Annotated in this window: 15 protein-coding genes; 11 read left to right on the top strand and 4 right to left on the bottom strand. The window is 39.5% G+C overall.

Annotation, left to right across the window (positions count from 1 at the left end; translation table 11 throughout):
- Positions 1–368: 368 nt before the first annotated feature.
- From RRU94_RS18480 to RRU94_RS18470, 3 genes are all read left to right on the top strand, one after another.
- Positions 369–1,721: a 3' terminal RNA ribose 2'-O-methyltransferase Hen1 gene (locus tag RRU94_RS18480; protein WP_315692306.1), complete on the top strand. Its 1,353-nt coding sequence runs from the start codon at positions 369–371 to the stop codon at positions 1,719–1,721.
- Positions 1,718–4,312: a polynucleotide kinase-phosphatase gene (locus RRU94_RS18475; protein ID WP_315692304.1), complete on the top strand. Its 2,595-nt coding sequence runs from the start codon at positions 1,718–1,720 to the stop codon at positions 4,310–4,312. The genes RRU94_RS18480 and RRU94_RS18475 overlap by 4 nt, the downstream gene beginning before the upstream one ends.
- A gap of 453 nt (positions 4,313–4,765) precedes the next feature.
- Entirely contained in the window at positions 4,766–4,969 is a 204-nt protein-coding gene (locus RRU94_RS18470) for a DUF6366 family protein (RefSeq protein ID WP_315692303.1), read from the top strand.
- 1,053 nt (positions 4,970–6,022) lie between these two features.
- On the opposite strand, the gene RRU94_RS18465 is transcribed toward RRU94_RS18470, so the two are convergent.
- The gene (locus RRU94_RS18465) at positions 6,023–6,349 is read right to left on the bottom strand and encodes a hypothetical protein (RefSeq protein ID WP_315692301.1); all 327 of its coding nucleotides are present in this window, start codon (positions 6,347–6,349) and stop codon (positions 6,023–6,025) included.
- A gap of 648 nt (positions 6,350–6,997) precedes the next feature.
- Between RRU94_RS18465 and dctA the strand changes: the two genes are divergently transcribed.
- Complete coding sequence (gene dctA, locus RRU94_RS18460; RefSeq protein WP_315692300.1) at positions 6,998–8,338, top strand: C4-dicarboxylate transporter DctA; 1,341 nt, start codon at positions 6,998–7,000, stop codon at positions 8,336–8,338.
- A 1,816-nt stretch (positions 8,339–10,154) separates the two neighbouring features.
- On the opposite strand, the gene RRU94_RS18455 is transcribed toward dctA, so the two are convergent.
- The 3 genes from RRU94_RS18455 to RRU94_RS18445 form a co-directional block, all read right to left on the bottom strand.
- A complete protein-coding gene (locus RRU94_RS18455) occupies positions 10,155–10,316 on the bottom strand; it encodes a hypothetical protein (protein ID WP_315692299.1) in 162 nt (53 codons plus the stop codon).
- Positions 10,317–10,628: 312 nt separating this feature from the next.
- The gene (locus tag RRU94_RS18450) at positions 10,629–11,093 is read right to left on the bottom strand and encodes a hypothetical protein (protein WP_315692298.1); all 465 of its coding nucleotides are present in this window, start codon (positions 11,091–11,093) and stop codon (positions 10,629–10,631) included.
- A gap of 610 nt (positions 11,094–11,703) precedes the next feature.
- Entirely contained in the window at positions 11,704–12,258 is a 555-nt protein-coding gene (locus RRU94_RS18445) for a DUF7010 family protein (protein WP_315692297.1), read from the bottom strand.
- A gap of 1,145 nt (positions 12,259–13,403) precedes the next feature.
- On the opposite strand from RRU94_RS18445, the gene RRU94_RS18440 reads away from it, so the two are divergent.
- The 7 genes from RRU94_RS18440 to RRU94_RS18410 all read left to right on the top strand — a co-directional run bounded on the left by RRU94_RS18440 (position 13,404) and on the right by RRU94_RS18410 (position 19,132).
- Positions 13,404–13,631 carry a hypothetical protein gene (locus tag RRU94_RS18440; protein WP_315692296.1) on the top strand — a complete coding sequence of 76 codons (228 nt, stop codon included), beginning with the start codon at positions 13,404–13,406 and terminating at the stop codon, positions 13,629–13,631.
- Between the two features lie 214 nt (positions 13,632–13,845).
- Positions 13,846–14,043, top strand: coding sequence for a hypothetical protein (locus RRU94_RS18435; protein ID WP_251270129.1), 198 nt, complete (start codon positions 13,846–13,848; stop codon positions 14,041–14,043).
- A gap of 180 nt (positions 14,044–14,223) precedes the next feature.
- Positions 14,224–14,418, top strand: coding sequence for a hypothetical protein (locus RRU94_RS18430; protein ID WP_315692295.1), 195 nt, complete (start codon positions 14,224–14,226; stop codon positions 14,416–14,418).
- Positions 14,419–14,523: 105 nt separating this feature from the next.
- Positions 14,524–14,673, top strand: a complete 150-nt coding sequence (locus tag RRU94_RS18425) for a hypothetical protein (protein ID WP_315692294.1) — start codon at positions 14,524–14,526, stop codon at positions 14,671–14,673.
- 301 nt (positions 14,674–14,974) lie between these two features.
- Positions 14,975–16,006, top strand: a complete 1,032-nt coding sequence (locus RRU94_RS18420) for an FUSC family protein (protein ID WP_315692292.1) — start codon at positions 14,975–14,977, stop codon at positions 16,004–16,006.
- 292 nt (positions 16,007–16,298) lie between these two features.
- Positions 16,299–17,657, top strand: coding sequence for a glutamine synthetase family protein (locus RRU94_RS18415; protein WP_315692291.1), 1,359 nt, complete (start codon positions 16,299–16,301; stop codon positions 17,655–17,657).
- A 296-nt stretch (positions 17,658–17,953) separates the two neighbouring features.
- Positions 17,954–19,132, top strand: coding sequence for a beta-ketoacyl synthase N-terminal-like domain-containing protein (locus RRU94_RS18410; protein ID WP_315692289.1), 1,179 nt, complete (start codon positions 17,954–17,956; stop codon positions 19,130–19,132).
- Positions 19,133–19,184 lie beyond the last annotated feature (52 nt).

Below are 19,184 nucleotides of genomic sequence, written 5' to 3'. Positions count from 1 at the left end.
ATATCATATTTCATTTTTTATTGTCAATATGTTTTCTTTTCGAAAAAAGACTGCTTTCGAGTAAGCAGTCTGGGAGTGTAGATGAAGTCTTCCGGACATCATGTTCTATCTACTAATGCTCAAATCTTTATTCATGTTGTCGGACGGAATTTAAGATTAAAAAAGGAAAAGAAGATGACGATGTGCAGCCGAAATATATCCTGTTTTGGAGTGATATTGTTGAGTTTCGTGATGAAGAGATAAAAGCTGATTTTGCGATCGATACCGAGATAGATCATATTTAAAAGCCTTGCTATTGAGACAATACAAGACAATAATGGATCTTAATAACATGAAATACAGAAGAGAGCGGAAAAGGGGTATTTAATATGCAGCTGACAATACGAGCGGTGGGAGAGAACGCACAGGTTCTGTCGCACCTGCTGGCGAAAAATCCAAACAATGTGTACGAGCGAAAACAAAAAGGGCATCTAGTACGCTTTTTTTATCGTCTGTTTAAAGAAAAAGAGGTAGAGGCGACGATATTTGTCACACCTGATCCTATTGAATTATCAAATAGCCGTTCCAATCCATACGATATTACTCATTATATTAATGATCGTGAATTTGCGGTGAGCAGCATTTTTTGCTCGTTTATCCGCAATGCGCTTGGTACAGCGTTGAACGGTCAGCCAAAAGAGGAGTATGCTGAATGGGTTCATCATCCATTTGATCTTCATGTGGAGTTTGGCCCTATTGTTTCATCACTTTCCGACAAGCAGATGCAGGAGCTGTTTGATCCACTTGGCTTCAGTGTGGATATTACATATGGAGAAACAGATTACAAAGCAAAATTAAAAGACCGCAGTACGGCCCGTTTTCTGTCAATACGCGGGATGAAAACATTGCGTGATACACTGCGCCAGTTATTTATTCTGATTCCTGTAATGGATAACTACAAGCATTATTACATCGATGAAAAAGAAATTGAAAAGCTGGAGCGCTACGGGGAAGGCTGGCTGGAAGATCACCCGATGCGGGAGTATATTTACCGTCAGTCACTTCGATTTAAAGACTTGTACAGTATGATTGAAAACACAGAACCAGTAAAAGCGGCAGTAAAACAAGAGAAAAAAGTGCGGCTGAATGACTTAAGATATGAGAAAATTATTAATCTTGTTAAACAGGTAAAGCCGAAAACCGTCGTTGATTTCGGATCCGGTGAAGGGAAGCTGGCAGTCCGGCTTGGATTTTTGCCCGGAGTGGAGGAAATCCTGGCAATGGAGCCTTCTGAATCTGCTTCTTTGCAGGCGATCCGCCGATTTGAAAAAGCGCAGGAGAAAAGCGGCTTTGTTCCGCCCATTTCCATGTGGGGATCGCTTTTTTATTACGATGAGCGGTTAAAAGGAAAAGATGTGATCATTCTCTGTGAAGTCATTGAGCATATTGACGAATACAGGCTTCCAAAAGCTGTTGAAACGATTTTGCATGAATATAAGCCAAAGACGTTTATTGTAACAACACCTAACCGTGAATATAACGGAGTCTATGACATGAACGAAGCTCTTCGCCACACCGATCACCGCTTTGAATGGACAAGACCTGAATTTGAGTACTGGTGTAAAGAACGAAACAAAGATCAAGCCTACGAGCTTCGGTTTGATGGTGCAGGAGAAGAGCATGAGCAGCACGGTTTTCCGACACAGATCTGTGTATTTACAAGAAAGGAGGCGGGAATATGAACATTTCTTTGCCGCATGCAGGCATAGTTCTGCTTATTGGTCCGTCAAACAGCGGGAAATCAACGCTTCTCCAAACAAAGATTGACCAGGGGGAAATCAAGCAGTCAGAAGTAATCAGTTCGGATGCCTTTCGGCTGCTGGTGAACGACGAGGAATTTATGGAGTGGCGTGATCTGTCAAAAGACGAAGCACTTTATGCTAAAGAGTTGTACCAGAGAGTGTCGCAGGAAGCGTTTGCGATGATGGAGGCGCTTATTGAAACAAGGTGCCGCTTAAATAAGTTGTCAATCATTGATGCAACAAACCTTCATCCAGACGACCGGAAGCGGTACGCAGGAATTGCCAGGAAACATCATCTGCCGATCACAGCGATCCTGTTGGATACAGAAGAATTTGTTTTGTTAAATCGGGATGAAGCGCGAAAGCATCCACGAGGAAAGCGCCGGGTCCGGCAGCAATACCAAACGTTTAAACGGGAAAAACGCTTTGTCAAAAAAGAAGGCTACAAGGCAGTGTATACCATTAATACAACAGAAGAAATACATGTACATCGCCATCCGAATCCTTTGGAAATTGATATCGGTCAGGGCATTGATGTGATTGGTGATATTCATGGCTGCTTTGAGGAAATGATTGCGCTGCTTGAAAAGCTGGGATATGAAAAAAATGAACAGCATTTTTATGTTCATCCCGAAGGAAGGCGCTTTTTATCGCTCGGCGATATTATGAGCCGCGGGCCAATGTCACTAGAGACCATGCTGTTTTTCTGCCGACATGTAAAGGAAGGCTTTGCTTATATGATCGACAGTAACCATGGATGGAAGATTGCCCGCTGGCTCGACAAGCGCAAGGTTACACTGTCCCATGGGGATGAGCGAGTGAAAGAAGAACTGGATCTTTTCGAAGTGCAGAACGGAAAAGAGCAGACGGAAGAAATAAAAAATGACTTAAAAGAGTTTCTCTTAAAAGCACCATCCCATTATGTCTTAACGAGAAACGGGTCTCCGGTTCTTGTTTGTACACATGCGGGGATTAAAGATGAATTTATAGGCAGGCAATCACCTGCTGTGCAGGACTTTTGCCGGTACGGTGATACGGATGGATTTGATGAAAAAGGAAAGCCTGTACGAAAAGATTGGTTTACTGGTCATAAGCATCAAACTCTTATTGTTTGGGGCCACGATCCGAAGCCGCGCTCACTCGTGATAAATAATACAATTAACATTGATCAAGGCGTTGTGTTCGGCGGAGAGTTGACAGCATTTCGTTATCCAGAGAAAGAATATGTTTCTGTTCAGGCAAAGGAAGACTACTCAGGGGTATTGGATAATCCGCTGACAGAGTGGGAAAAAACCCGATTAAATCTCCCAAATATCGGCGCGTTTCTGAACGGCTACAGCGTACTGACAAAAGAGCTGGGAGAAGTTCAAGTGGCGGAGAGTATCGTAAAGCCGGCTATCGATGCAGTATCTCATATAACAGTCCCGATCGAGCAGCTTGTCTATATCCCGCCGACGATGAGCCCGACACCTGAGACCTCTTCTGAAGCTGGTTTTCTAGAGCATCCGGCAGAAGCGTTTCGGTATTATCGGGACCATGGGATTCCTACGATGATTGCGGAGAAAAAGCATATGGGCAGCCGGGCTGTCTTGCTTCTGTTTAAGGACTGCGAATCCTCTAAAAAACACATAGGAATAGATTCGCTTGGTGTGATTTACACAAGGAGCGGCCGGCACTTTTTTAGCCGTGAGCAGGAAACGGAGCTACTGGCAAAGCTATGCGCTGATTTAACCAAAGGCGGCTATTTCAAAAAGTATGAAACCGACTTTGTTCTAATGGATGCGGAAATCATGCCATGGAATTTAAAAGCGAAAGAATTGATTAGCAGCCAGTATGCTCATGTGGCAGAAAATGCTGTGCTGGATCGGACAGCATTAGTTGAAAAACTCGGCACCTCACATGGAAATCAGGAGCAGGTACAGGAATGGCTGAGAGAGTACGAACAAAGGCTTGAGAATGCTCATACGTTTAAACAAGTTTTTCAGAAATATTGTTGGGATGTCCAAACAATGGACGATATTCAAATTGCCCCTTTTCACATTTTGGCTCATAGCGGAAAGGCCTTTTTTGATCAGCCACATACATGGCATATGGAGATGAATCGTTTGCTTGCCGGCATGTCTGACTATTTCATTGAAACAGACTATAAAGTGATCACAAATGAGGACGATGAAAAAGAGGTAATCAAGTGGTGGGAGGAAATGACGAAGGATGGGCACGAGGGCATTGTAATCAAGCCGGAATTCTTCGTTGCCCATGGAAAAGGAAAGCTGATACAGCCAGCAATCAAAGTGAGAGGCCAGAAGTATCTGCATATCATTTATGGAATGGATTATTTAGAGCCCCAGAACCTGGAGAGACTGAAAAAAAGAAATACTGGCAAGAAGCAAAAGATGGCGCTGAAAGAATTTGCACTTGGGATAGAAGGGATTGAGCGATTCGTTAACAAAGAATCTATTGAACGAATACACGAATGTACACTGGCGGTGCTAGCTCTTGAATCGGACCCTGTTATAGATCCAAGACTTTGATTCAGTAATAAAGGTATTATCCAAAAATCCCTTTGAGATTAAAATTTTATAAAAAAACAAAGCCGGTAACGTTGATTTAACAACAGTTCCGGCTTTGTTTTTTCATATTTATAGTTGTTTTCATACTCTTTATTTTTATATGCTCTTCCTTTCTCTCGTTATTTCCCTGCTCAACAGTATAGGCCTATTGCTGACTATAAAGATAAGTAATAATTCTTTGCAATTTCACTTTATCGACTGTTAAGTTATGTGGAAAAGCCGTATCAGTTCACATGCTGATGCGGCTTTTTGTTTCTTAAAAAGGCTTTTTTCATAAAGAATATTACTTTGGCTACAGGTAATTGAGAACTTTTTATAACATTGTGCGATTACCTGATATATCCATTTAAACAAAATCGATTATTTCATAATTAACAAATTATGTTAGAATTATAAAGAATAGGGGGTGCTAAAATGAGTAAAGATAAAGAAACTCCTGAAAGAACAAGAGAAAGACTCAGGCGAGAAGAACTAAAAAGAAATCCAACCGGAAATATGAATGATGCATTTAATGAAAACCTTGCTGATTTAGCAGGTAGTTTAGGTTGGAAAGGCGTCGGCATTTTAATCCTTGTAATTTTAATAAGCTTTGTCTTGATATCAATATTTTTCAAATAAGAAGGCCTCTTTTTGAGGTTTTTTATTATGCACTTTTTAAGGGCTCAACCGTAGTACAATTAGTTTTCGATCCGCTGAAATAAGTGTCTGTTCCATTTGTTTTTCAAAGGATGAATGATTGTCTAATATGCTCAATAAATAAGGGGAATAGCCTTTAAAAAAGTGGAGTCCCACTCTAAAAGATATGCATAAAATAATTAAAGTAATCTTATATTTAATTAGGTCAAGAGCTTCTTGAAGGGAGTTATACCGTTATGCACTCGTTTAAATTTATAATCAAACAATTCTCAACAGAGCCTTTGTGGTTTAAAATACTAATCTCTCTCACTTTACTAAGTTCTATTATTTTTAGCAGTTCATTTTTCTCGAACAATGCCTATTATCAAAGTGGCTCCAAATTAGCTGCAGCAATCTTTTTTTGTGCATATGGCATTAAAATGCGAAAAAACCTTTTGAATTCTTTTTTCTTATTTACTGCGGCAATTGTATGTATTTATCTATCAATTCTGGCACAATATTAGTAACGCTTATTCTTTTCTGTTTATATATTGAAGTCCAAGAGAATCTGCTCAAGCGTAATCAATGAGTAAAAGCCGTATCAGCATGCTAACTGATACGGCTTTTACTTTAGGGTATTCATTACCTTTCGCAAGCCTATCCGCTGTTATCACAGTCGCGCTTGCGTTATAAGCTTGGTGGTCTTATATCTCTTGCACAGATTTGTATCAAAAATGAAGTGTGTTTTGATCCGCCTTGTGCGCTTTTTCAGCTAGTTCAATACTAGTGACGTTGACATGCCTGATGACCAATCGCTTGATTTTAGGATTGATGGATTTGATTTTTTAAGTGAAAATTGGTTCGCTATTGATTATAAGGGGATAGTCTTTTTCTGATTCGCTCAAAATGAAACAATCAATACGCAAAGAGCCTCCATGTTATACGGGGCTCTTGAGAAAAAAGGTATATTATAACTCGGGCTCAAACGCAATTATGAACAAACTTTAGAGAGAACTTCTGTTTGGATAATATGTATTCACTAAAAACAAGAGAATCTTATTTGAAATTTTGGATAAGCGATTCTGCTTCATAAATAAATTGGTCTAATTGCTTTTTGGCTTTTGCAGCATCCATTATGTTTTCCGAGCGGATTGTCTCGATCTCTTCTTGTTTTAATGACCGCAATGTTTCAGCAAGAAGTTCTAATGTGGGGATAGCGCCTGAGTCGAAAAAGAAAGACGGACGATCAGATTCAGCAGGCTCCGATTCTTCTTGGAACTTAATTCCCGTTAGAGTTGAATAACAGGGCAGGCAAAAAGGTTTTTCATTTTCTTTTAAAACGGCCTGACTTGTATGACAGGACACGCATAATGTGACAGACATTAAGGGACAACCTCCGTATTCAATTGTTATTTCATGAGTGTAACAGATTCCTGTTTTGCCAAGAAAGGGTAAAGCCTCTCATTTTCAGTAAGGAAAATTAACTATAACGAACAGAAAAAAGAAAGGCTTACTGCGTATCTATGCCATTTTTCACAGGACGTCCGCTTTTATGTCGCGTTAAAAAGAAGGCATCTTAAAGTTCAATGTTGAAATGTAGATAAAATTATAAGGGAACTATTTTGTGGCTGCATCCATCTTTTGTCATGCTGTCAGGGTACTTCTTGCGGAGTTCAGGCAGTTTTTAAACGATTCTTTTTTAGATGCAGCACTAGCTGCTTATATTGGATAATAGGTTTTACTATTCATTAAATTATGAGTAAAAGCCGTATCAGTCATTCTGCTGGTACGGCTTTTTATTTATTATTATAAATTTAGTGGGATGAAATATCACATAAAGCAATTACAATTGTTTACTATACAGTTTTATTCAGGAAGATAAATAGAAGAAACAACCAAAAATTATAAAAAAATTAGCTATAATAAACAATGAAATCTCACTAATCATAGTTTAAGATGATTAAGAGATATTTAATGTTACATTTTATAACATTAGTGATCGGTGAAATATTGCAAAAGGGGGAGAGGAAGATGAAGAAAGAAAAAGCGAAAGTTCCATTTTATAAAGGACTATTCTTTCAAATCATGGTTGCAATTATAGCGGGGATTTTAGTTGGCTATGCATTTCCTGATATTGGACTTGCTTTAAAGCCGCTGGGCGATGGTTTTGTAAAACTGATCAAGATGATTATTGCTCCGCTTGTGTTTAGTGTCGTCGTAGTCGGAATTGCTAAAGTAGGGAATATTAAAACAGTAGGCAGGATAGGCGGAAAAACACTTCTGTATTTTGAAATTGTAACTACGCTTGCATTAATTATCGGCATGGTAGTGGCAAACCTAATGAACCCAGGTCAAGGAATGAATGTGGATCCTTCCACTTTAACTACAGATGCAGTAGAAGAAAAAACCCAAGGATCTGAATTGCCGAGTGAAGCTGAATTTTTAATGAGTATTATTCCTGATAGTGCGGTAGGTGCTTTTACAACAAACTCAATGCTGCAGGTTTTACTTATTTCCTGCTTGTTCGGCTTTGCTCTTGTTCATGTAGGCGGGCGTACAAGTGAAACGATTCTTGATTTACTAGAAAAAGTGAATGAAGTCTTGTTTAAGATTATGGATTACATTATGAAGCTAACAGCAATTGCCACATTCGGTGCGATGGCTTTTGCCGTTAGTCAGTATGGAATGGGGACACTTTTATCTTTCGGTAAGTTATTTATTGCAATGACCATTGCGTGTCTTGCTTTTATTGTCATATTAGCTGTTATCACACGTGTATTTTTAGGTCTAAACCTTTGGAAAGTAATTGTCTACATTCGTGAAGAAATTATGCTCGCTTTTGCAACAGGATCTTCAGAAGCTGTCATGCCGCAACTAATGGACAAGTTAGAAGACGCGGGCTGTAATCGTGCGGTAGTCGGGCTGGTTATTCCAACTGGTTATTCTTTTAACTTGGACGGTGCTTCTATTTACCTGTCACTTGCCTTGGTGTTCCTTGCGCAGGCAGTAGGGATTGATTTAAGTTTAATGGACCAGCTTATGATTTTAGGTGTTCTTTTATTAACGTCAAAAGGCATGGCCGGTATTCCAGGATCTGCATTCGTAGCGCTTTCTGCAACCGCAGCAGCCACAGGCTCTATTCCTGTTGCTGCGGTAGCGCTGATGCTTGCTCCAGACCGCTTTATGGGTAATTACCGTACAACTGTCAACATTATTGGTTATGCAGTAGCAACATTTGTCATCGCACGCTGGGAAAGACTGCTCGATATAAAACGTGCAAAAGACGTATTGGCCGGCCGTATTGAAATTGAGCCTGTTAGTATGACGCCTAAAGCATCCAGCAACGATTTACCTTTAAAGAATTTCAAATAAATAATGGATAGAGATAAATGATAAGGGCTTGCTTACTTGTGGAGCAGGTCCTTTATTATTTGCTGTTATTTTTCGTAGGTTAGGTATTTAAGTATTCATTGCTGATGCAGCTTTACTTAGTTGACTGCTTAATTTTATTGTTCACATGCAATGCCGTCTTTTCGTTGCTCTTCTTTGCGTAAATATCAGGAGTTTCGGACCTGCTGTGTACGACAGGTCCTTTTTTGAAACACGGGTTTAAAACACAAGGATAGAGTAAATTAATCAAATTAAATACAACATGCTATACAGGTAAGGAGAATTAATTTGAGCGATTTTGCAGAAATACTGAAGCTGCCAGCAGAAACTCCAACAAAGTCACCAGAAGAAACACCAGCAAAAAATAAATAACTATTTTAACTTGATTCTTTTAGGCCCGCTACCCGTTATTGATAGTGGGTATTTTTTGTGGAGTAAGGAAAGCAAAGCTAAAAATGTAGCGGAGGTCATTTTAGTAAAACAATGGAATGGACCAATCAGTACTGTGGTGGTTGCTTTCATGAAGGAATATAGCGAATTTGGAAATCTTGAAAGGCGATGAGGCGGCATGAAGTGTGCGAAATGCTCAAGGAGCATCATAAAAAACAGGTCATACAATGACTTCTCTGCAAATGATTTTAGCTGTCAGCGAAGAACTCCTATCATCGATGCTGTTCATAAATTCAGCAGTTATGTAGACGGTTGGAGGGGGGACAGCATAAGACCAATTCAAGTATTTAACCGATGCGGCAGTTTAAAGCTAAAGGAACATGGGTCAAATAAATGAACAAAATAAATAATGTGCAAAATTCAATAATTGAATCTGAGAAAGAAAAAGGTAATATATCCTACTTTTCCTGTTCGCATTCCAGCAATGCTTTACTCAAAAGTTGAATGTCATTGTGGATGAGTTCCTTAAGGTTCTCATCTTCACATTTATGATAGTCATCTACAAGACGGCCAATCTCAGCAGAAAAAATGATGAATAGATCTTCCAGAGTGAACAGCTCCTTTCTATTTTTGAGTAGCTTGTTTCATTCCAGGTGTATTATGCATGAATACGTATGGAGCTTTTATGAGGAAACAAAAGCTGAACATTAAAAGATATAGATAAGTCAGATGACAAAAATGATCGTTGTGTTTCTTGAATAAAAAGCATGGTGAGAGTGGAAAAGGAGATTGGGTTGATTCATTACATTTGCAGTAAATGGAGAGCCGGTTGCGCCAGGCCGATCAAGAGCTTCGTCTTTTCGTGGCAAAGTTCAAATATATGATCCACAAAAATCAAGAAGTGCGTAAAGTTCGCTGCTTCCCAGCGCTGACCCGTTCAGCTTCTAGAAGTTCCATTGGAAATACTGACCGGGTATTCGAGTCAACACTGAAAAGCTTCAGAAAAAAGAAAGCAGCCACAGCAGGTCATTTAGGTAGATGACAGTCAGGTTGTTAATTTAAGAGTTTCGAAGTTTGGTAGTGTCACACCGCTCGTTAAAATCACCATGGAGTCAATTGAGCTGCAGCAAATGCAATTTAATCATTTTTTTCCCAATAGTAGCCGAAAGTGATAACAATTGAAAAAAGGAGGAACATAAAAATCTACAAAGCAGGGTTCATTATATCAGCTCCTTACAAGTATTAAATGATTATGGTCTCTGGCTGAGCGAAAGGTTTCAAACCTGCAAATTGACAAATGAAATAGTTTCTCCGAATTAAATAAAAGGGGCGGTAGGACGATTAAGGACAAGAATGTGGTTAGGAAGTGATAGTAGTAAGAACAAAAAAATGAAGCCCTTTAATAAAATCATCTATCGTTGTCTTTGAGTTTTTGATTATTGTCTGTTGAAGACTCGTCGTTAGATTCGGAAAAGGATTTGGATTTTCTTGATAGGAAAATGACCGAAACAATGAAGCTTACCGTTAAAACCGCGGATAAAAACCATCCGAACAGTTCAATTGGATGCATGTTTTGGAAACCTCCTTGTTAAGGAAATCTTTGGATTATTTATTTACCCCTTTAAAAGAAAATAAAGCGTTATTTTTCAATTTAAGTCATAACAAAACGTTTGAATAAAAGGGGCAGCCTTGCCATTTTTAGAGGGAGATTAGGTCTTTGTTAATGTTAGAGACAGCCTCTCGCCCCGAAGAAAGTTTCTAGAGTGAGGGATCGGGCAGGAAGTGGCAACAGCAGTGGGGTACAGTCGCGGTGAGTAAGAGAAAACGCTAAAATCGTTTTTTAACTAAAAAGAAGCCGTGAAAAACGACTTCTTCATAAAAATTAATACATTGGATACTGTCCAGGCATCATATGAGGAGCGTTGTTATCATGGCTCTGAGGCATCATATGAGGAGCGTTGTTATCATATCCCTGAGGCATCATCTGAGGAGCATTGTTGTCATATCCCTCAGGCATCATTTGAGGAGCATTGTTATCATGGCTCTGAGGCATCATCTGAGGAGCATTGTTATCATGCCCCTCCCCCATCATATAAGGAGCATTGTTATATCCTTCAGGCATCATTTGGGGAGCTTTGTTACATCCGCATCTTTTAGGCATTCTTTTAGGGGCATGGCTGCGCCCTTCCAGCATCATGTAATGCTGTTCCACCTTCATTACGTAATGAAAATGTTTTTGATAATAATACATGTGCTTTTGAGGATCTACATACTCGTATTTTTTTGCGAGCAGTCCATATAAGCTTGCTTTTTCTAAAAGATCCTTTAACATGTCATCCATTTTCATTAAAAATTCCCCCTTTTAACTTTACCTTAGTAGGGTATTCACTTCATTTTATGTTGTATAAGAAGATTGCCTGCTTTTGCATAATAAAACGGCAGATTGAGGTTTTTAAGAAGGAGGCGATATGCTGTAAGGCGCGTGTATCGATTTTGTGTGCGTCCCTTTTTCAGGAATATGCGGCTGATATTATTGTGAATTTTTAGGTATGCTCAGCAAAGAAGAGACTTTTATTTTAAAGTGCTGAGCAGATGATATACCCTCGAGAAGTTGAATGATGATTTATATAAAGAAAGACCTCACAGGTGCCGTGAGGTCTTCAAAACTTGGTTAAGTACCGCAGTCGTAATATGCACCTGTTTAAAGTATGCCCAATAGGTAACCTTTTAAAACTTTTGTTTCCTATCAGGTAAGTTGACAGGCAGCAAAGATGCAGCCTTAAAGAGATGACGAGAAAAGAAAAAAGGGGATTTAAACAAAAACAGCCAGGGGGCTCTGACTGTAAATAGCAGGGTCATGTTTAGTTTATGATATTTCCGTCGGAAAGCGAATCTAAGCTGTCGTGAGTAAGGCTGCCGGTTAGTATATCGCGTGGAATAATCTTTTACGTGAAGAGTTACACAGCATCAGTTTTAAGTTCCTTAAAAATCAGCAAAATACCGATTGCGTATACGATAGAAGTGGCCAGGGGTACAAGTGTAAATGCCTGTTCAACAAAGTAACCACCTAAAACGAGAGCGGAAGAGCAGGTGCCTAATGTGATAAACAAATAGGCCTTACTTCTATAGATCCACATGTAAGGGAGAAAGTGCGAGCCTCCAAGCAGGCCGATTGTAAAAGGAAGGTATTCAGGCATATGTCTATACACAAGGATAAACACAGGAATAAAAAAAGCCTGGGCAGCTGCAATCATACCGCCTAAAACACTAAGTGGATTATCGGTTGATAATAAATGGACATTCATCATTTTACATAGCACTAGACCAAATGGAAAAATCGCACTCATACCTAAAATCCATATCAAGCACACTGGTTTTAAAGGCAAGACAAAGGGCAGAAAGGTGAATAACAAAAAAATGATGGAACCAGATAACAATATGGGAAATCCTTTTTTGGCTGCCAGGATCATATCGGTTTGAAACTGTTCAAGTGTTTTATTCAAGTAGTTCACTCCTTACACGGACATATTACGACCTGCCTATAATGTGCTATTGAATGCTTATATTTATAATGAAATTTAAAGGTTAAATCATTGATGGGATATTTTCAGGCTGCATGAAAAAGCAGCCAGGCCGGGGAGCCTGACTGGAAAAATGGTGACGAGCTGTCGGAGTTGGGTTTGGGTTGTAACAGTATCATTATGGGCCGTTAGATGAAAATTTATACAAAAAAGCCAGGGAGGTTTCCGAGCTTCAAGGTCGACACGAGGTGTTATGCGTGAAGGCGGCGCTGTTATTTAACGCCCTGATATTGGTCATTTCCTATACTTGGAGAAACTATGCGAAATCAATGTTCTTACTTTATAAGGAAGGCAACTACTAGATATAAATACACCGTTACTAAGATCAAAACTCACTTGCGAAGCAGGATAGCATAACACGCTGAATGGGATTACTCATCTTTGGGGACAAATAAAACAAACAAAGTTATACAAGGAAACACTAAATGCGAAGCATCGGAGGAGCAACCTTGAAAGTGATACACTGGTCTCTGGTATTTGCAATTGCTACTTTTTTTGCAGTAGCCGAGTACACAAAGGCGAATATTAATCCCGTAGGTGTATCAGCATCTATCGCAACCGCCGTCGTAATTGGAGCATTTATAAGACCATTCATTAAGTAACAGGCAGCAAGAAGAAAAGAAATAATGGGGATGTGCGTAAAAAAAGAACAGCCAGAGGGGGCTCTGGCTGCACGGTGTGAATATTACATGGGAGAGAGGAGTCTCTCGCTATCGGTCAGTATGGACAAGCTCGTCATATTTTATACAAGCCAAATAAAAAAGCTTATAGATAGGTTAATGAAGTCTCCAGGCTTTCTTGAAAGTAGATTAGTCAGCAGCTGCCAGCTTTTCGTTTATTTTTCTGCAATAAGCGGATTTCCTTAATTCTTCAACCGTTATGAATACAGGGGCGAAAGGCAGAAGCTGCTAATTTATTGACTGGCTATACATGGACAACTTCTGAGTCCAATTCTCGTTTTGTTTCCATGCTGCATCCTCCTTTTGAGTCCCTGTACAATATCATATGAGAGAGCAGCTAAGAAAGAAGGGAATCACCTCCTTTTGACGAAATGTTAGAAAAAGGGGGAGCGCGCCATGGATAAAATCATCTATAAAGTCAAATTGCAATTCGATAAAGACAATAGTGAGATTATCGAAGTCAAAGGTCCGCCCGGTAAGGAAGAAGTAGTATTGAAGATGTTTACGGATCATGAAGAAAAATGGATTATTGACGAAAACAACCAGGCGATTAACTTGAATTTAGTAACAAAGATCTCATTTGTAAAACCGGTCAGTATAAAAGGTGAACCGGTAGACATGTAATGCGGGAAAAGATAACTAGCATCCTCCGGGGTGCTTTTTTCTTTGTTCAAAAAATCTTGGAGGTGACGGTGATATAAATTGGCGAACTGGGATGATATTAAATCAAAGCGGGTAAAGTAAAAAACTAAATAAGTTAGCTATTAGGACAAGTAGTGTTTGAAGGAAGTTGACCGCTTTAATCGAAATAAACAATAAAGGTAAAGGAGGGTTTCGAATGAAGGTAGAAGTAAAATATCGAAGATTTGATATGAAAGAAGGACGATTAGTACCTAATCTCAATTATTCTTACGAAATAGTGGAAATCGATAATCAATCAATCGACGACTCAGGAGAACTGGCAGGAGACGCCTTAAGCAGGAAATTACACTTAAGTAAAGATCGGTTTGAAGTAATCGAGAGCAGGCCTATCTGAGCGTATAACCGGCTTTCTCGCTTGAAAACTTAAAAAGAACATAGGTATATCAAGAGAAGTAATCTTCACGTATCACTTTCCTGAATAAAAGCGACCGTCGTCCTGTCGGAATTTGATGAATGATTTTTATTGGATTTTAGCGCTTCCTCCTGCAATATATAGGAGGGAGGAAATGGGAAAATGAGTGAGAAGCCAACAGAATTGAAAAAATACATTGAACAGCTAGAGAAATTCAAGGAATTATGTAATATATTTCCACACATTACAGCCGTGTCTGCTTTACTTAGTGAAAAGAATATCGCAACGGAAGAAGAATTTTACAGGGAACTAAACAAATTTATAAAAGAAAAAAGAGAAACAATTGCATCCAAATAAACGGGTGCTATTTTTTTTATCCGAATAAACAAAGCTCTTAGCAAAAGAGATCAAGCAGGAAATCATTCTTCTATTGCCGAAATGTAAATAAAAGGAGACGATGATATGACTAAACAAACGGAATTGACCGCAGAGGAAATGAACAAAATATTAAAAAACATTGAAATTGACCAGGGGACGAAAAAGCTATTGAAAACGTTAATTTTGGAAAAGAACCAGTTCATTCCTGATCGATTGGTATCTAAAAATGGCTGACTCCTCTATAACACTTAATTAATGGTGGAAAAAATATACTTAAAATATAAAACAAGCGAGCAGCCTTCGGGGTGCTTTTTTCTTTATTCCAGAAATACGCAGGTTTTAAGACACTGCCTGGCTGCTTAAGGCACCCGGCTTTTAAGGTGCATATAAAAGATATACACAATTCTAACCAGACTGCTATACATACCCTCTAAAATGGATTAAAGAGAATTATTTGTAGTAAACTGCATATTCCACTAAAATCAAATGAAAGTGTCTTTGTTTATATTGAAAAGCCAAACAGGAGGATTAAAAGATGACGTTAGGTCCGCGTGTCTTTAAGACAGGCATTGCTGTCACACTATCACTATACATATGTTATTTCTTAAATCTTGAGCCGGCTGTTTTTGCAGCGGTGGCAGCCCTTTTTACAATTCAGCCATCGATTTACCGATCCTGGCGGCAGCTGCTCGATCAGGTAATGACCAACACCATGGGCGCTGCGATTTCCCTTTTTTCTATTTACTTTATAGGGGACAACCCTATTATTATCGGGGTGTTGATGATGCTCGTAATTTCATTGAGCTTGAAAATGAAAATGGAAAGCACCATTCCACTGACCCTCGTGACAGTACTGGCTATTATGAGTACCCCGGACAATGAAAATATCGATTTTATATTGAACCGCTTTTTGATTATTTTAGTTGGTATTGGATCTGCCTTGGTCGTGAACCTGCTGATTATACCGCCAAACTATAAAAAGAATTATCTTGAAAAAACAAGAACGGTTTTTCAAAATATGTCACTGCTGCTGCGTACGGCCGTGTCCAATGAATTAACGGAAACATCTTTTCAAGAGCAAAGCAAAAAGCTCCAGGATGATATTCGGAAATTGGAGGACTTGTTCAAAATGTTCGATGAAGAGCGCACCAAGCTGTCGAAATTAAAGCCGGTTGATGTGCGTGAGATTGTCCTATTTAAGCAAATGCTCAAGACGCTTCAGCAGGGAGAAGAAATATTAGAAAATATCGAAGAACATTATTTCCAAACCGGAGCAAACGAAGCAGAGGATTATTTGTTTGATACTCAGATTGAACAATTAATTAAATATCATGAATATTTATTTTTAAAATATGAAGGGAAAATCAAGCAGCAGGAAAACCATCACGAACTAAAAGAAATAAAGGAAAGCGCCGCTTTTTTTGAACGGGCGCTGGATATTTATAAGCAAAACAAAGACCAAAAATTTCGCTTATTGATTATTGCTTCTTCCATCGTTGAATATTCTTTTCACCTGCAGAGGATGGACCAATTAATCGACCAATACTACAAGGTACGAAAGGTTTGAGGGAAAAAGCAGCCGCTATAAGTAGCGGCTGCTTTTTTTATGGATTCATATTTTATACATTGGGAAAACGGGGTTTAATCCTGCTTTATTTGTTTTAAAAGAAAACGATAAAGTGCTTTAAGAGGTTTCTATTTTTTAACCGAAAATCTGGAAGATTTCACTTTATAGAAAAAAACCATTACTTAAACTAGCATAAATATTCAAAAAAATGATTGTCAAAACGTGTCGACTGAACTATAATCAAAATATCAGATGTGATATTACATAACGTGAATTCGGAGGAAAAGATGACATGACAGAAACTCTTATTTCAAATACAACAGAAGCAGCTTTAGAACAAATTAAAGAAACTATTAAAATAAAAAGTGTAGATTTACTTCACTTACAGTTTGTAGATATCGAAGGAATCTTAAAGCATGTCACTGTAACAACTGAACAATTAGAAGATGTCGTAGAAGGCAAAATGATGTTTGATGGTTCATCTATTAAAGGTTTTTCTGCCATTAACAATTCAGATCTTTATCTTCAGCCTGATTTATCTACATTTGCGGTTCTTCCTTGGACAGAAGAAGAAGGCTACGCGGAAGCACGTTTTCTTTGCTCGGTCGTAAATCCAGATGGTTCTTTGTTTGAAGGAGACACGCGTAACGTTTTAAAGAAAACAGTAGACCGTGCAGCGGAACATGGCTACACGATTTCAGTCGGACCGGAATTAGAATTCTTCTTGTTCAAAGCAGACGAAAATGGAAACCCGACTACTGAATTATCAGATAACGGCGGTTACTTTGAGCCATCTCCAAAAGATCTTGGTGAGCGTGTTCGCCTGGAAATTTACCGTGCATTAAAAGCAATGGGCTTCACAATTGAAGCATCGCATCATGAAGTGGCTGAAGGCCAGCATGAACTTAGCTTTAAATATGCAGATGCATTGGGTGCAGCGGATAAAGCGACTACGTACAAATGGGTCGTTAAAACAGTTGCGAAACAGTATGGCTTACACGCAACATTTATGCCGAAACCAAAGTTCGGAATCAATGGTTCTGGTATGCACGTGAATATGTCGTTCTTTAAAGGAAACGAAAATGCATTTTTTGATCCTTCTGATGCTTTGCAATTATCAAAAGAAGCGTACCACTTTATTGCTGGTCTATTAGAAAATGTGAAGAGCTTTGTTGCAGTAACAAACCCATTGGTAAACTCATACAAGCGTTTAGTTCCTGGCTACGAAGCACCTTGCTACCTTGCTTGGTCTGCGTCTAACCGTTCTGCTCTTATCCGTATCCCGGCGAAAAAAGGCCTTGCAACGCGTGTGGAACTGCGCTGCCCGGATCCATCTTCAAACCCTTACTTAACGTTTGCGGTTATTGCTTCTGCAGGCTTGGATGGAATTGAGAAAGAACTAGAAGCGCCAGCGTCTATTAATGAAGACATCTTCCACATGACGGAAGAACAAAGAGCGTCTTACGGAATTGAAAGTCTTCCTGGCAGCTTAAAAGAAGCAGTAAAAGCACTGGAATCAGGCGATATTGCAGTAAATACATTAGGGGAACACGTTTATAACGAATACGTTTCTTTGAAAAAAGCAGAATGGGACAGCTACCGTACAGCCGTTCATGGGTGGGAAATCGAAAATTACCACGCAAAATTCTAATAAAAAGCGGGCTTTTGCCCGCTTTTTTTAATAGCTCTTCATTTCACCTTGTTGGTAAAATGGAGGGCTGTTTTTCTTTTTCTTTTCGGAGGTGGCTGTGAGATCCTGTTTACACTAAAACGGATCTTTATGTCGTGCAGGCAGAAAAAGATTGCCTCAATCTCTTATAACGTTCTTTAAAGGGCTTCGGCTGCTTTCGCCCCATCACCCTTGATAAAGAGGAGGGAAAATAACTCATTCATTTGTAACTTCAGTGTTATACTGATAAAAAACAGGACTTTAGAAACGAGAGATCAATGATGAAAGTAGCAGTGACGGGGATGGGCGTGCAGCTTCCAGGAGCGGACAGTGTGAGCCGCTTTGCTGAAATGCTGGCTCATAATATTTGCCCCTTGCAGGTTGTAAAAAATATAGGAACGCAAAAACATAGAGATTTAGTCATGGGTGTGATCGATCATGAGATACTGAGTGATCCTTGTTTTAAAAGGTATTCGAGGATAAACAAACTGGCCATCGCCGCAGTGAAAGAGGCGTTTAAAAATATCCATATAGAAAATCATTCAGGTAAACGCATATCCGTGATTTTTGGGACGTCTGTAGGCGGACTCACAGAAATCGAAGAACTCGTGGCAGCCGCTGCACAACAAAACCTGCGGCGTTATCCGGTGACGGGTGTTGCCCATGGCAATATTGGGTCACTTGCAATGGGTATTGGTTCATACATAAAAGCAAATCATCTTCAGTTGACACTTGGAAACACATGTACCGCCAGCACCGATGCTATTTTGCTCGGAAAACAACTTCTTGAAAGTTATATCACGGACATATGTGTAGTAGGGGGAGCAGATTCTTTAATTAATCGAACACTCGTGTACGGTTTTTTAAAACAAAGAGGTCTTGCTGTTGAAGAAGATGTACGTCAGGCAGGTATGCCGTTTTCAACATCGACTCAAGGATTTGTTGTGTCCGAAGGGGCTGGGGCGCTTGTGCTGGAGCGGGAAGAAGATGCTGTGCGAAGAGGGGCAGACATTTATGCTTTTATCGAAAAAGGCTTTTCCAATCATGATAATATCTCAGTGTTTCAATCCGATCAAACCGGAGAAAACATGACTGAAGTAATTCAGGAAATATGCGGCACCCGCCTGCCGTCATACGTGAACAGCCAGGCTTTAGGTTTAGAGGAAAATGACCGGGTGGAGGCCAGTGCTTATCGAAACTGCTTCGATGGCAGTGTTCCCATTACGTCTATAAAAGGACTGTTCGGCCATACCTTCGGAGCCTCAGGTGTAACACAGGCGATTGCTTCCATTATCAGCATTCGGGAAGGCTTTATTCCTGCCACATATGGAACCAATAAAAAGAGCTTTGAATCACTGCCGGTTGTAACCGAAAAACAAGAAAAGCCGGTTTCCTCGGTTGCGGTGACGACACACGGCTTTGGAGGAAGCAACACAGGGCTGCTTATTACAAGATAAGGCGGCCTTTGTTCTGCACAACGGCGACTGATCCGACTGAATCGGCAGGCTT

The sequence above is a fragment of the Domibacillus sp. DTU_2020_1001157_1_SI_ALB_TIR_016 genome (assembly GCF_032341995.1).
GTDB lineage: Bacteria > Bacillota > Bacilli > Bacillales > Domibacillaceae > Domibacillus > Domibacillus indicus_A.
Note: the sequence above shows the minus strand (reverse complement) of the source record. Positions and strands in the feature narration are given on the sequence as shown.

Excerpts from the sequence above, each read along its gene's own strand:
- RRU94_RS18480 (WP_315692306.1), top strand. The coding sequence starts at position 369 with ATGCAGCTGACAATACGAGCGGTGGGAGAGAACGCACAGGTTCTGTCG.
- RRU94_RS18475 (WP_315692304.1), top strand. The coding sequence starts at position 1,718 with ATGAACATTTCTTTGCCGCATGCAGGCATAGTTCTGCTTATTGGTCCG.
- RRU94_RS18470 (WP_315692303.1), top strand. The coding sequence starts at position 4,766 with ATGAGTAAAGATAAAGAAACTCCTGAAAGAACAAGAGAAAGACTCAGG.
- RRU94_RS18465 (WP_315692301.1), bottom strand. The coding sequence starts at position 6,349 with ATGTCTGTCACATTATGCGTGTCCTGTCATACAAGTCAGGCCGTTTTA.
- dctA (WP_315692300.1), top strand. The coding sequence starts at position 6,998 with ATGAAGAAAGAAAAAGCGAAAGTTCCATTTTATAAAGGACTATTCTTT.
- RRU94_RS18455 (WP_315692299.1), bottom strand. The coding sequence starts at position 10,316 with ATGCATCCAATTGAACTGTTCGGATGGTTTTTATCCGCGGTTTTAACG.
- RRU94_RS18450 (WP_315692298.1), bottom strand. The coding sequence starts at position 11,093 with ATGAAAATGGATGACATGTTAAAGGATCTTTTAGAAAAAGCAAGCTTA.
- RRU94_RS18440 (WP_315692296.1), top strand. The coding sequence starts at position 13,404 with ATGGATAAAATCATCTATAAAGTCAAATTGCAATTCGATAAAGACAAT.
- RRU94_RS18435 (WP_251270129.1), top strand. The coding sequence starts at position 13,846 with ATGAAGGTAGAAGTAAAATATCGAAGATTTGATATGAAAGAAGGACGA.
- RRU94_RS18430 (WP_315692295.1), top strand. The coding sequence starts at position 14,224 with ATGAGTGAGAAGCCAACAGAATTGAAAAAATACATTGAACAGCTAGAG.
- RRU94_RS18425 (WP_315692294.1), top strand. The coding sequence starts at position 14,524 with ATGACTAAACAAACGGAATTGACCGCAGAGGAAATGAACAAAATATTA.
- RRU94_RS18420 (WP_315692292.1), top strand. The coding sequence starts at position 14,975 with ATGACGTTAGGTCCGCGTGTCTTTAAGACAGGCATTGCTGTCACACTA.
- RRU94_RS18415 (WP_315692291.1), top strand. The coding sequence starts at position 16,299 with ATGACAGAAACTCTTATTTCAAATACAACAGAAGCAGCTTTAGAACAA.
- RRU94_RS18410 (WP_315692289.1), top strand. The coding sequence starts at position 17,954 with ATGATGAAAGTAGCAGTGACGGGGATGGGCGTGCAGCTTCCAGGAGCG.